Origin of the sequence: Pseudomonas sp. FP215 (assembly GCF_030687795.1) — a bacterium.
GTDB lineage: Bacteria > Pseudomonadota > Gammaproteobacteria > Pseudomonadales > Pseudomonadaceae > Aquipseudomonas > Aquipseudomonas salmasensis.
Genome location: NZ_CP117447.1, coordinates 3,442,118 through 3,454,854 on the forward strand (window position 1 = coordinate 3,442,118; position 12,737 = coordinate 3,454,854).

General features: G+C 62.4%; 10 protein-coding genes. 4 read left to right on the forward strand and 6 right to left on the reverse strand.

The genetic code is table 11. From position 1 onward, the window contains the following. The first annotated feature begins 51 nt into the window (after positions 1–51). A complete protein-coding gene (locus tag PSH76_RS15430) occupies positions 52–936 on the forward strand; it encodes a LysR substrate-binding domain-containing protein (RefSeq protein WP_305492494.1) in 885 nt (294 codons plus the stop codon). Between the two features lie 110 nt (positions 937–1,046). Here PSH76_RS15430 and PSH76_RS15435 read toward each other — a convergent pair whose 3' ends face one another. Genes PSH76_RS15435 through PSH76_RS15445 form a run of 3 tightly spaced genes read right to left on the reverse strand, consistent with a single transcriptional unit; the run spans position 1,047 to position 4,808 of the window. Then, on the reverse strand, positions 1,047–2,339 hold the full coding sequence (locus PSH76_RS15435) for an FAD-binding oxidoreductase (RefSeq protein WP_305492495.1): 1,293 nt from the start codon (positions 2,337–2,339) through the stop codon (positions 1,047–1,049). Beyond that, positions 2,336–3,424, reverse strand: a complete 1,089-nt coding sequence (locus PSH76_RS15440; RefSeq protein WP_305492496.1) for a polyamine ABC transporter substrate-binding protein — start codon at positions 3,422–3,424, stop codon at positions 2,336–2,338. Before PSH76_RS15440 ends, PSH76_RS15435 begins: the two co-directional genes overlap by 4 nt. A gap of 25 nt (positions 3,425–3,449) precedes the next feature. Beyond that, entirely contained in the window at positions 3,450–4,808 is a 1,359-nt protein-coding gene (locus tag PSH76_RS15445; protein ID WP_032897477.1) for a glutamine synthetase family protein, read from the reverse strand. A gap of 138 nt (positions 4,809–4,946) precedes the next feature. Here PSH76_RS15445 and PSH76_RS15450 point away from each other — a divergent pair, with 138 nt between their 5' ends. Together PSH76_RS15450 and PSH76_RS15455 are read left to right on the forward strand one after the other, a co-directional pair. Further along, entirely contained in the window at positions 4,947–5,843 is an 897-nt protein-coding gene (locus PSH76_RS15450) for a helix-turn-helix domain-containing protein (RefSeq protein WP_305492497.1), read from the forward strand. A gap of 602 nt (positions 5,844–6,445) precedes the next feature. After that, a complete protein-coding gene (locus PSH76_RS15455) occupies positions 6,446–8,608 on the forward strand; it encodes a TonB-dependent siderophore receptor (protein WP_305492498.1) in 2,163 nt (720 codons plus the stop codon). Here PSH76_RS15455 and PSH76_RS15460 read toward each other — a convergent pair. Beyond that, complete coding sequence (locus PSH76_RS15460; protein WP_032892236.1) at positions 8,598–9,728, reverse strand: MFS transporter; 1,131 nt, start codon at positions 9,726–9,728, stop codon at positions 8,598–8,600. The two genes, PSH76_RS15455 and PSH76_RS15460, sit on opposite strands and share 11 nt — an antisense overlap. Before the next feature lie 99 nt (positions 9,729–9,827). Here PSH76_RS15460 and PSH76_RS15465 point away from each other — a divergent pair, with 99 nt between their 5' ends. Beyond that, positions 9,828–10,598 (forward strand): helix-turn-helix domain-containing protein, encoded by a 771-nt coding sequence (locus tag PSH76_RS15465; protein ID WP_032892237.1) that lies wholly within the window; start codon positions 9,828–9,830, stop codon positions 10,596–10,598. 5 nt (positions 10,599–10,603) lie between these two features. On the opposite strand, the gene PSH76_RS15470 is transcribed toward PSH76_RS15465, so the two are convergent. Further along, the gene (locus PSH76_RS15470; protein ID WP_032892239.1) at positions 10,604–11,041 is read right to left on the reverse strand and encodes a carboxymuconolactone decarboxylase family protein; all 438 of its coding nucleotides are present in this window, start codon (positions 11,039–11,041) and stop codon (positions 10,604–10,606) included. 93 nt (positions 11,042–11,134) lie between these two features. Continuing rightward, positions 11,135–12,580, reverse strand: a complete 1,446-nt coding sequence (locus tag PSH76_RS15475) for a mechanosensitive ion channel family protein (RefSeq protein ID WP_305492499.1) — start codon at positions 12,578–12,580, stop codon at positions 11,135–11,137. Positions 12,581–12,737: the final 157 nt, after the last annotated feature.

The following is a 12,737-nucleotide window of genomic DNA, read 5'->3' on the forward strand; positions in this document are numbered from 1 at the left end:
TCAGACCGTCCAAGACATACTGCGACCAACTTGAGTCCTTGCAGGTCTTACATGATTGATCTACGCCAGTTGCGCTACTTCGAAGTGGTGGCTGAAGAAGAACACGTTGGCCGCGCCGCCGAGCGCTTGCACATTTCCCAATCGCCCTTGAGCCGGCAGATCGCCCAGCTCGAGGAACGCCTGGGCCTGACCCTGTTCGAACGCAGCCAGCAGCGCATCCGCCTGACCCGCGACGGCCAGACCTTTCTGGCCGAGACCAAGGCATTGCTGACCCACGCCAACCGCCTGGAGTCACTGGGCAAGCGCCTGGGCCGTGGGGAAGAAGGCGGTTTGTGCATCGGTTATATCGAGAACGCCATGCATGCCGGTGTCTTGCCCAACGCCTTGCGCATACTGCGCGACGACCGGCCCGCCGTGCATATCAAGCTGTATAACCTGCCCTCCCAGGAACAACTGGAAGGTTTGCGCCAACGCAGCCTGGACATCGCCCTGGTGAGCGAACCACCCGCCGCCGATGACCCGGACCTGACCGCCTGGCAAGTGCTCGACGACCCGATGCTGTTGGCCCTGCCCGAACAGCATCCGCTGGCTCGACAACGCGAACTGTTGCCCGAACACCTGGCCGACCAACAATGGATCGGCGTGCAGCGCAAACCTGGCGCCCACCCGGCTGACGATTTCGTCGCCGCCTGTATCCGCGCCGGTTTCACCCCGCAGATCCCCATGGAGGCCAGCGAGCCCTTTACTGCATTGGGCTTGGTAGCGTCCGGGCTGGGGGTGGCGATGGTGCAAAAAGGCCTGAGCCGCAACGCACCGCCCGGCGTGGTGTTGCGCGAGCTGCCGTGGCTGGCCTACACCACACCACTGTGGGCGGCCTGGCATCGCGTCAACTTGAGGCCATTAGTGGAAACCTTTCGCAAGGTGCTGACCGACTGATCGTTCCCACGCTCCGCGTGGGAATGCATCCCATGACGCTCCGCGTCACTAAACGGCGGAACGCGGAGCGTCCGCGGCGGCGTTCCCACGCAGAGCGTGGGAACGATCAATCAGAGTGCTTCACGCAAGCGATACCACAACATCCCCAACGCCAGCAGTGGCGAACGCAGTGCCTTGCCACCGGGAAAGGTCATGTGCGGCACCTGGCTGAAGATATCCAGGCCCTGGCTTGCACCCGCGTGTATCCCTTCGGCCAGTAACCGCGCGCACCAGTGCGTCACGTTCAAGCCGTGGCCGGAATAACCTTGGGCATAGAACACATTCGGGTACTGCTTGAGCCGCCCGACCTGGGGAAAGCGGTTGGCGGTGATGCCGATTTTGCCGCCCCATTGGAACTCGATAGCCGTGTTGGCCAACTGTGGGAACACCTTGAGCATCTTCGGGCGCATGTACGCGGCGATGTCCTGAGGATCGCGCCCCGAGTAATGGCAGGCACCGCCGAACAACAGGCGCCGCTCGGCGGTCAGCCGGTAGTAATCCAGGCCGACTTTCTGGTCGCACAGCGCCAGGTTCTGTGGGATCAACTGCTGGGCCACAGGCTCAGGCAGTGGCTCGGTGGCGATGATGTAGCTGCCCGCCGGCAGTACCTTGCCGCTCAAGCGCGGCTCCAGCTCTTCAAGATGGGCATTGCATGCCAGCACCAGGTTGGCCGCGCGCACGCTGCCGCTCGCGCAGCGCACCTGCACGGTATCGCCGTGGATCAGCTCCAGCACCGGGCTGTGCTCAAAGATACGCACCCCAAGGGCCTCGGCCGCCTGCGCTTCACCCAGCACCAGGTTGAGCGGGTGCAGATGCCCGGAGCCCATGTCGACCAGGCCGCCGGCATACACCGTCGAGCCCACCACCTGCGCCATGTCGTGCGGGCCGACCAGCCGCGTTTCATGGGCATACCCCATGGCCGCCAGGTGCGCCTGTTCGCCCTTGAACGCGGCGAACTGCGCCGGGGTGTTGGCCAGTTCGCAATAGCCCCAGCGCAGGTCGCAGTCGATACCGTGCTCGGCAATGCGCTGGCCCACCAGGGCCACCGAGTCGATACCGGCCCGCTCCATATAACGCACGCCCTCCTCGCCCACGTATTTGGCAAACCCCGAAACATCATGGCCGATGCCGCGGATCAATTGCCCGCCGTTGCGCCCGCTGGCGCCCCAGCCAATGCGGCGCGCCTCCAGCAGCACCACCGAGAGCCCGCGCTGGGCCAGTTCGATGGCGGTGTTGACCCCGGTAAAACCACCGCCGATCACGCACACATCGGCGCTCAGGTCTGCCTCAAGTGCGGGCCGCTGCGCCATGGCATTCGCCGAAGCGCGGTAATAGGACTGGGCATGTTCGTTGGACTGCATCATCGGTTGGACTTCACTTTGCTCCAGGCGCGGGTCATCACGCGCATGGTCGCCGGCGTGGGCGTGGTGGAAATATAGAGTTTGTCGAGTACCTCCTGGGGCGGGTACACCTCAGGGTTGTTCGCCAGTTCCGGGGCCATGAACGGCTTAGCGGCCGGGTTGGCGTTGGCATAGCCCACCGAAGCGCTGACCTTGGCAATCACCTCAGGCTCCAGCAGGTAGTTGATGAACGCATGGGCTTCTTTAGGGTTGCTCGCGTCGGCCGGAATCGCCAACAGGTCGAACCACAGGTTGGAGCCTTCCTTGGGGATCGAGTACGCAATGTTCACCCCATTCTTGGCTTCCTTGGCGCGGTTGGCGGCCTGGAACACATCACCGGAATAACCGAAAGCCACGCAGATATTGCCGTTGGCCAGGTCTGAGATGTACTTGGATGAGTGGAAATAGGTGATGTACGGCCGCAGCGTCAGCAGCTTGGCTTCGGCCTGCTTGTAGTCCTCGGCATTCTCGCTGCGTGGGTCCTTGCTCATGTAGTTGAGGATCGCCGGGAACAGCTCATCCGCCGAGTCAAGGAAGGCCACGCCGCATTCATGCAGCTTCTTGATATTTTCCGGTTCAAACAGCACGGCCCACGAATCGATGCGGTCGACACCCAGCACTTGCTTGACCTTGTCGACGTTGTAGCCAATGCCATTGGTGCCCCACAGGTACGGCACCGAATGCGTATTACCGGGGTCGTTCTGTTCCAGTAACTTGAGCAGCTTGGGGTCCAGGTTCTTGAAGTTGGGCAACTGCGCGCGGTCGAGCTTGAGGAACGCACCGGCCTTCACCTGGCGCGCCAGGAAGTGGTTGGACGGCACCACCACGTCATACCCGGTGCGCCCGGCCAGCAACTTGCCCTCCAGGGTCTCGTTGGAGTCGAACACATCGTAGATCACCTTGATGCCGGTCTTGGCCTGGAAGTCCGCCAAGGTGGTCTCGCCAATGTAATCGGTCCAGTTGTAGACACTCACCGTCGGTGCCGCCTGGCCGGCACTGCTGAACGCCGCGGCCAGGGCCAATGGGAGAAGCTTGTTCACAAGACGCATATCGTCACCCCTTTTATGCTTGTTTTTAGACGCTCAAGAGCAGGAACTCACGCTCCCAGGAACTGATCACTCGCTTGAAGTTTTCATGCTCGGCGCGCTTGACCGCCACATAGCCGCGCACGAATTTCTCGCCCAGGTACTGCTTGACCGTGTCGCACTCCTCCATGCGCGCCAGCGCATCTTCGAGGGTGAACGGCAGGCGCAGGTTTCGGCGCTCATAGGCGCGGCCTTCCACCGGAGCACTGGGTTCGATGTGCTCGATCATCCCCAGATAGCCGCACAACAGGCTCGCGGCAATCGCCAGGTACGGGTTGGCATCGGCCCCCGGCAGGCGGTTTTCCACGCGCATCGCCTCCGGGCTGGAAGTGGGCACGCGCAAGCCGACGGTGCGGTTCTCTTCGCCCCATTCGACGTTGACCGGCGCCGAGGTGTCCGGCAGGAAGCGGCGGAACGAGTTCACATTGGGCGCGAACATCGGCAACAGCATGGGGATGTACTTCTGCAGGCCGCCGATGTGATGCAAAAACAGCGGGCTCATGGCGCCATCGGCATCGACAAACACCGGTTTGCCGGTGGCAATCTCCACCACGCTCTGGTGCAAATGCATGGCGCTGCCCGGCTCATCGGCCACCGGCTTGGCCATGAAGGTGGCGGCGACGTTGTGCTTGAGGGCGGCCTCGCGCAAGGTGCGCTTGAACACCGTGATCTGGTCGGCCAGGTCCAGGGCGTCGCCGTGACGGAAGTTGATTTCCATCTGCGCCGGGCCGTCTTCGTGGATCAGCGTATCGAGGTCCAGGCCCTGGGCTTCGCACCAGTCATAGACATCTTCGAACAGCGGGTCGAACTCGTTGGCCGCGTCGATAGAGAACGACTGGCGCCCGGTTTCGGCACGGCCGGAGCGGCCAATCGGTGTTTTCAAGGGCAGGTCCGGGTCTTCGCAACGCTGGGTCAGGTAGAACTCCATTTCCGGCGCCACGATCGGCTGCCAGCCTTGGTCGGTGTAAAGCTGCAGGACTTTCTTCAACACATTGCGCGGCGACAGCTCGATAGGGTTGCCCTGCTTGTCGAAGGTGTCGTGGATCACGATGGCGGTGGGTTCGATGGCCCACGGCACCACGTAAGTGGCGTTGGCTGCCGGGCGGCAGATCATGTCGATATCGGCCGGGTCCAGCAGGTCGTAATAGATATCGTCGTCGACAAAGTCCCCGGTTACCGTTTGCAGCAACACACTTTCCGGCAGGCGCATGCCTCGCTCATGCAGGAACTTGTTGGTGGGCGCAATCTTGCCGCGTGCGATGCCAGTCAAGTCACTGATCACGCATTCGACCTCGGTAATCTTGTGTTCTTTCAGCCAGGCGGACAGCTGATCGAAGGGGGCGTTCATAAGGACCTCGTCTTGGGTGGGATGCGACGCTGGCTTGTACTCCCAGCGCATTGAGGTCTATCTTGGGCCAGCCTTGAAACGGCATCTATCCACTTTGCACGCAGCACAACGCACCAATAGAGTGCGCACGGATCACCCATGACACAGGCAACCGCTTTGCGCGTACAGGCCTTCGCCACCGGCGATGTGGCCGCCCAATGCAGTGCGACACCCGGCTGGGTGCAGCAGTACCAGCAGATGTCCCCCGGGCATTTTGCCGGGCGCGTGCGCTACCTCGACCTGCAAGGCGTGCAGGTTTACGAAGAGTGCATGAACACCCGCGTGGAGCAGCATTTCAACGCCCCTGCCGGCGCCCTGGCGTTTTGCTTCGACGCCAGTGACAACGCGCTGTACCTGCTCAATGGCGAAAGCCGCAACACCTGGATCACCCCGGTCAACTACCGCGAAGTGGCGGTGGTGTTTGGCCCACAGTTCGTCCAGCGCCAGGGCCTGGATATGGCCAGACTCGAAGGCCTGTTCATGGCGCCGCTGACCTGCCAACAAAACGCGCTGTTCACCCGCTGGCTCAGTGGCACGCTCACGCGCTTGTCCGCCCTCACCGACCCCATCAGCCGCGATGCGCTCACCCAGCAATTGCTCGACGACTGCCTGTTTATCCTCGATAACGCCTGCGTGTGTCTGGACCGCAGTTCGCTGCAAAAGCGCAGCGAAGAACGCCGCTTGATGGCGCGCATCGGCGAATGGGCGGCGGATGCGCCGGATGAAACCGTCAACCTGTTGGAACTGGCGCAGATTGCGGGTGTGCCGTTGCGCCAATTGCAGCAAGGGTTCAAGACCTACACAGGGATGAGCCCGGCGCAGTGGTTAAGGTTGCGTCGGTTGAATGGGGCGCGGCGTGAGCTAATGAGTGGCGCGGATACCACCGTGGCCGAGGTGGCGATGAATTGGTCGTTCTGGCATTTGGGGCGGTTTTCCAACAGCTATCGGGCTTTGTTCCGGGAGCTGCCCAGCGAGACGCTGAAGCGCTTTGGTTGAAACGCTATGCCCTGTGGGAGCTGGCTTCTACACAACTTTCTGAGCTGTAACAGCAGACGGTAACCACGATGCGAAGCGAGCCGCTCTTGCTCTTGATCTGCTTTTGATCTTAGGCGCCCCGTCAAACCACGCTGGCCGGAATTCGACAGGGATTTGGGGGGTAAACCGGCAGGGATGCCGGTTTAGCCGCCCCGCGCCATGGATGGCGCGTGGCGGCGGCCCCCCAAATCACTGTCGGATTCCGGGCACACCGAGCCTAGGCGAGGTGCCGAGTGGTGGGGCAAGAGCGTTTTGCTTACTTTTGCGCTTTTCAAAAGTGAGCCGCCGTCAGGGCGGAACCCTAAGTAGCCGTTACCGCAGCAATGGATACGCACACAATCCAACCGTGTTGACTGCCAGGCCGCCTTCGCGAGCAAGCCCGCTCCCACAGTTGGATCGTGCGGTGTCAGCTAGATTGGCGTCGGCTGTCAGGCCGCCATCGCAGGCAAGCCAGCTCCCACATTCGATCAACGGTGTGGCAGAGCCCTGCTGCATAACTTGTAAAATCCCGCCGTTATGCCTAGCTTATGCGCCCCCCGCCCAGCGCTTTAAGGCCTTGCCCCATGGTTTTGCGTTTCCGCCCCGTCGTCACCTCACGTTTCGCCCTCGGCCTGTTGCTTAGTGGCGGCATCGGCAGCAGCCTGGCCGCAGAGATCGAGCTGCCGACCGTAAAAGTCCAGGGCCAGGATGAGTCGGGTTACCGCAACGAAACCGCGTCGGTGGGTGGCTTTGACGAAGCGCCGCTGCTGGACACCCCCGCCTCGATCACGGTGATCAACGCCGCGCTGATCAAGGACCAGCAGGCACGCCTGCTCAGCGAAGTGCTGCGCAACGATGCCTCGGTGGGCGACAGTTACGCGCCCATTGGCTATTACGAGAATTTCGTGGTGCGTGGCTTTTCGCTGAACGCGGCCAGCAGTTACAAGATCAATGGGCGCACCATCACGGGCGAGCAGAACGTCGCCCTGGAAAACAAGCAGCAAGTGGAAGTACTCAAGGGCCTGGCCGGGTTGCAGAGCGGCATTTCCGAGCCCAGTGGAGTGATCAACTATGTGACCAAGCGCCCTCAAGATGTGCGCTCGGTGACGGTGTCCACCGATGATCGTGGCAGTGGCTACATCGCCACCGATGTCGGCGGCTGGTTTGGCAGCGAGCAGCAGTTCGGCCTGCGCGCCAACGTCGCCCATGAAGACCTCAATTCCTATGTGGAACACGCCAACGGCCAGCGCGATTTTGTGTCCCTGGCCTTCGACTGGAACATCAGCCCCGACGCCGTGCTGCAACTGGATGCTGAATACCAGAACAAACAACAGCGTTCAGTACCCGGTTATCAGCTGCTGGGCGGCACCGAAGTGCCCCATGATGCGTCGCCGAAAAAACTGCTGGGGCACCAGACGGGGGGCAAGCAGGTGGGGATTGATTCGCTGAACCTCAACGGCAAGTTCGAGTACCGTTTCAGCGATCAGTGGAAAGGCAGTGTCAGCGCGGCGCGTAGCAAGGTGGTGATTGATGACTACAGTTCGTTTGCGTGGGGTTGCTATGGTTCGGCCAGTTGCAGTGCCGCCAGCGTGCCGAACTACTTCAGCCCCGAAGGCAATTACGACGTCTACGACTACCGCAGCCCGGACGACACTCGCCGCGACGACGAAATCCAGGCGGCCATGACCGGCCTCTTCGACACCGCCGGCATCGGCCATGAACTGACGTTTGGCACCAGCGCGTTTCGCCGGGTGATCGACAAACGCAAGTCGGTCAACGAATTCATCGGCACCGCCAATATCGACCAAGAAGTACCAAGCTTTACCCCGACCGACAAGCCGTTGAACGACAGCCACCGCAACCTCGACAGCCGCCAGTACGGCCTGTTCGTCACCGACCGCATCCGCTTCAACGAGCAATGGCAAACCATTCTCGGCGGCCGCGAAGTGCGCCTGGACGAAAAAGCCTTCGACAGCGTCACCGGCAACCAGACGCGCCACACCCAACAGTACGTGTTCCTGCCCCAGGCCTCGTTGATCTACAAGCCGGTGGACAACGTTTCGTTGTACACCAGCTACAGCAAGGGCCTGTCCCTGGGTGGCACCGCGCCGTGGTTTGCAAACAATGCGGATGAAACCCTCGCTCCCACCGTCTCACGCCAGCTCGAAGCCGGGGTGAAATACGACTGGCGCCGTATCAGCTTCGCCGCCGCCGTGTTCCAGACGCGCCAGGCTTACCAGTACGCCAAGCCCGAAGGTGGCACGTTCAACTACGTGCAACAGGGCCAGCAGAAAAACACCGGGATTGAATTGTCCGCCAACGGCTGGGCCACCGACCGTCTGCAGATCGCCACCAGCGTGGCCGCGATCCGAGCGCGGGTAAGCGGCAGCGGCACGCCGGAGTACGAAGGCCATCAGGCGATCAACGTGCCCAAGCTGCGCGCCAGTGTCTACGCCGACTATGCCCTGCCCTGGGTCAACGGCCTGGCGGTATTGGGCGGCGTGCAATACAGCGCCAAGAAGTCCGCCAATCGCACCGGCAATGTGGAAGTGGGCGACTACGCGGTGGTCAACGTCGGGAGCCGCTACACCACCAAGGTCGATGGCTACGAAACGGTGTTTCGCCTGAGCGTCGATAACCTGTTCGACAAGCGCTACTGGCGCGACGCAGGCGAATACATGGGCGATGACTACCTGTTCCAGGGCGCGCCGTTGACGGCGCGCTTGAGTGCGTCGGTCAACTTCTGAGTAGCCGCGACGTGGCCAGCCACAACGCTGCCAAGCCGCACACCAACAGGCTCCAGCCAAGATCCTGAGACCAGGTCACCAAGGCCAGCCCGCCGCCAATCACCAGGTAGTACAGCAAGCCAAACAAGGCGGCGGCGGTGCCAAGGCGGTCTCGGTAATCGACCAGTGCCGCCCCCAGTACGTTGGGAATCGCCATGCCGAAGGCCAGCACCACCAACAGCATCGGCCACACCAACAGCCAGCTGTGCTGCAGGGCCAACACCAACAGGCTCCCCACCACGGCCACCGCTGCGGCGACAACCACCAACCGCTCACCGCTCAACCCACGCTTGAGCAAGGCTTTGTTCAGCCACGCCCCCAAACCGGAACCCAGCGCAAGCAGCACGCCGCTGTAGCCGAACTCGGCGGTGGAACGCCCTTGCTGCGCGAAGATAAACGGCCCCACGCTGTAATAGCTGAACAGCGCGATATTGAACGCCGCGACCAACCCGACCGAGCACCATACCCCGGCATCCTTGAGCATCAGGCCGAGCGTCTGGCCAAGGGCGGCAGTGGGCAAGGAGGCCGGACGGGTTTCGGGCAAGGCCCACCAACACCAGCCCCATAACACCGCCGCGAGCAGCAACAACGCGCAGAGCACGCCGCGGTAACCGAAAAATTCCACCAGGCTCGCGCCGCTGAACAGGCCGATAGCAGGACTGGCGGCCAGCGCAATACCCATCACGGAAAACACCTGGGCCAGGTCGGCACCGTGGAAACGGTCACGCAACACCGTCTGCGTGACCACCGACCCCACCGCCGCGCCAAATGCCGCGCAGGCCTGGGCCAGCAGCAAGGCGTTGAATGTCGTCACCGTCAAGGCCAGCGCCGAAGCGCCCACATAGATCGCCAGCCCCATCAGCATCACCGGCCGCCGCCCCAGACGATCACTCAGCCGGCCCCACACCACCACGCCCAGGGCGAAGGCGAGGAAATACACCGACAAGGTCTGCCCTGCGCGTTCCGGCGCGACGTCAAAGGCGCGGCCGATATCGCCCAGGGCCGGGCTGTACAGGGTTTGGGCCAACTGCGGGAACATCAGCAGGGCCATGGTCAGCGGCAGCAACTTTTTAAATGTCATCACACGATCCATCCATAAACACAACGGACGGATTCTAGGGCGCGCCAGCTGGGCTATTATCCGGACTTCGACACTTTATCCATCAAATCGGACAACCCCATGGCCTGGCTTGCCGCTACCGCGTCTTTCAACCCCGATGCCTTCGCAGCGCCCGTGATCGGCATCGCGGCGGTGCTGGGCAATCACGATTCGGGCCTGCATGTGCACCAGCGCGGGCAACTGCTGTTCACCCAGCAAGGTTGCACGCGCATCACCCTGGACAATCAACTGTGCCTGTTGCCACCCACCCGCGCAGCCTGGATCCCCGGCGGCCTGCCCCATCGTGCGGTGATGCAGCAGGCGGTGGATTATCGGTCGGTGTATGTGAGTGCGGCCCTGGCCGAGCAATTGCCGGCCCAGGTGCGGGTGATCCAAGTGAGTGCCTTGCTCAGGGCAGTGCTGGAACCCATGGCCCTGGCGCCGTTCGAGACCGACTGGCAGGCAGGTCGCTATGCCCATTTGCTCGGGCTGTGCCTGGATGAAATCCGCCACGCGGCGGCGCAACCCATGCTGTTGCCGTTGCCACGGGACAAGCGCCTGGCGCCGCTGCTGGCCCAGCTTGACCGCTTGCCCCCCACGCTGCAGGACCTGGAACAGCACATTGGCGCCAGCACCAAGACCATCGGCCGGATTTTCCTCAAGGAAACCGGCCTGGGGTATCAGCAATGGCGCCAACAGTGGCGTCTGATGCGCATGATCGAACTGCTTGCCATCGGGCGCAGCCTGGGCTACTGCGCCTTTGAACTGGGCTTTGCCAGCGACAGTGCACTGATCGCCTTTTTCAAAGGCATGACCGGCACCACGCCGCGAAACTATTTCAAAGCCAACTGACGGGCTTACTTGGGCATCTTGCGAAAGCCCACTGCCAGGCGGTTCCAGCTGTTGATGGTGGCGATGGCGACGCTCAGGTCTACTTGTTCCTGGGGGCTGAATTGGGCGGCCAGCGCGTCGAAGTCTTCATCCGGGGCGTGGGTCTGGCTGAGCAGGGTCAGGCTTTCGGCCCAGGCCAGGGCAGCGCGCTCGCGCGGGGTGAAGAACGGGGTTTCACGCCAGGCCGACACGGTGTACAGGCGGCGCTCGGTTTCGCCGCCCTTGCGGGCATCGGCGGTGTGCATGTCCAGGCAGAACGCGCAGCCATTGATCTGCGAGACGCGCAGGCGCACCAGTTCCAGCAGTGGCAGTTCGATGGAGAGTTTGCCGACCGCCGCTTCCAGGGCGAGCATGGCTTTCATGGCGTCTGGGGAAGCGGTGTAGAAATCGGTACGGGTGTGCATGGTGTTGCTCCAGGACAGTGGGATGGGTGAGCAGGTTAGTCACCCCGGCGTCCTGGAGAAATAGCCAATCCGGGCGAAGAACAGGTGACCAATCTACAGGCCACGGTTCCTCAGCCACTGGATGAAGCCCTTCTTCACCGGCACCACGGGTGCGTCTTCGGTCAGGGCCTGGGCGGCATGGCGGCGGAAGTCCAGCAGCGCCTTCATGGCTTCGCCGATATCATGCCGGGCGTCCAGGCACGGCTTGAGGTATTCATTTTCGATGCGGTAGAGCGTGCAGTAGGTCTTGGCCGAGAAATCCGCCAGCGCCGCCTGGTCGGAGAGAATGCCGGACTCACCGATCACCTCCCCCGGGCCCATGCGCCCAGCCTCGAACTTGTGCCCGTCCTTGACCAACAGCACCGAAACCACGCCGGACTCGATGATGAACAGGTGATCGCTGACCTCCCCCGCCGCCAGGATCATGTCCCCAGCGCGGTAGGTGTGCAGGGTCATGTTCTGGCTGAAGGTGTCTTTTTCTTCCTGGCGCAAGGTGGAGAAAATCGACGAGCGCTCCAGCAACGCGCGGGCGCCAGACACCGCAGGCGGCGTACTGCCTTCGGTGGCGGACAGCAGGCCCACGCCCGCCGCCTGCAAATGCCGGTAGGCCAGGTCGTAAAGCTGGTTACGGGTTTCGCGCTTGAGGCCCATGGCCGGCACAAAGCCGCTGATTTCATATTCCACGCCACTGCCAGTGGATGCCTTGAACGCCACGCTGGGCGCCGGCTGGGCCAGCAACGGCCGGCAGCCCTGCATCGCACGCTCCAGCGCTTCGATCACTGTTTGCGGGCGCGCATGGGGGCTGACTTGGAGGCTGACCGCCAGGCCGAACATGTCTGCCGGGCGCGAGAAGTTGATGATCTTGGCCTTGGCCGCCAGGGAGTTGGGGATCACCGCCAAGCTGCCCTGGGAGGTTTGCAGGCGCGTGGCGCGCCAGTCGATATCCGTAACACGGCCTTCGGTGCCGTCGATGGAGATCCAGTCATCGATCTGGTAAGGCTTGGTGGTATTGAGGACGATCCCGGAAAACACGTCGCTCAAAGTGCTTTGCAAGGCCAGGCCGACGATGATCGCCACGGCGCCGGAGGTGGCCAATACGCCTTTGACCGGCAGGTCGAGCACGTAGGCCATGGCGGCGATGATCGCGATGAGGAAAATCACCGCGCCCAGCAGGTCTTGCAACAAGCGCCCGGTATGGCCGACCCGCTGCATCATCACTGCGCCGAGCAATACCGTGAGGGTGCGCGCCGCAAACAGCCACCAGCCGATCTGCAATGCCGTGGCGGCCAGGTGCAACGTGGTGTCATCGGCATAGGGCGCCGCTTGCATGGGGTTCATGCCGTCGTTGAACAGCACGGCACTGAACACCGCGAAAATCACCAGCCGCGCTGCGATTTTCCAGTTGGCCAGGTTGGGGGAAATAAGGCGCCACACGGCGATGTCGATCAGGATCAACGCCACGGCGCATAGCATCGGGTGATCAGCGATAAATGAGGGCATCCAGGCGACTCCAGGGCGAATGCCGAGAAGATCGCATGAAATCAGACCCCTGGAAACAAAATGTAGGAGCGAGCTTGCTCGCGAAAAACCACAACGATGACGCGTGCTGTCTGATTGAACGCGGTATGTTGCAGTTCTTCGCGAGCAAGCTCGCTCC

Excerpts from the sequence above, each read along its gene's own strand:
- PSH76_RS15440 (WP_305492496.1), bottom strand. The coding sequence starts at position 3,424 with ATGCGTCTTGTGAACAAGCTTCTCCCATTGGCCCTGGCCGCGGCGTTC.
- PSH76_RS15445 (WP_032897477.1), bottom strand. The coding sequence starts at position 4,808 with ATGAACGCCCCCTTCGATCAGCTGTCCGCCTGGCTGAAAGAACACAAG.
- PSH76_RS15435 (WP_305492495.1), bottom strand. The coding sequence starts at position 2,339 with ATGATGCAGTCCAACGAACATGCCCAGTCCTATTACCGCGCTTCGGCG.
- PSH76_RS15460 (WP_032892236.1), bottom strand. The coding sequence starts at position 9,728 with ATGACATTTAAAAAGTTGCTGCCGCTGACCATGGCCCTGCTGATGTTC.
- PSH76_RS15470 (WP_032892239.1), bottom strand. The coding sequence starts at position 11,041 with ATGCACACCCGTACCGATTTCTACACCGCTTCCCCAGACGCCATGAAA.
- PSH76_RS15450 (WP_305492497.1), top strand. The coding sequence starts at position 4,947 with ATGACACAGGCAACCGCTTTGCGCGTACAGGCCTTCGCCACCGGCGAT.
- PSH76_RS15465 (WP_032892237.1), top strand. The coding sequence starts at position 9,828 with ATGGCCTGGCTTGCCGCTACCGCGTCTTTCAACCCCGATGCCTTCGCA.
- PSH76_RS15475 (WP_305492499.1), bottom strand. The coding sequence starts at position 12,580 with ATGCCCTCATTTATCGCTGATCACCCGATGCTATGCGCCGTGGCGTTG.
- PSH76_RS15430 (WP_305492494.1), top strand. The coding sequence starts at position 52 with ATGATTGATCTACGCCAGTTGCGCTACTTCGAAGTGGTGGCTGAAGAA.
- PSH76_RS15455 (WP_305492498.1), top strand. The coding sequence starts at position 6,446 with ATGGTTTTGCGTTTCCGCCCCGTCGTCACCTCACGTTTCGCCCTCGGC.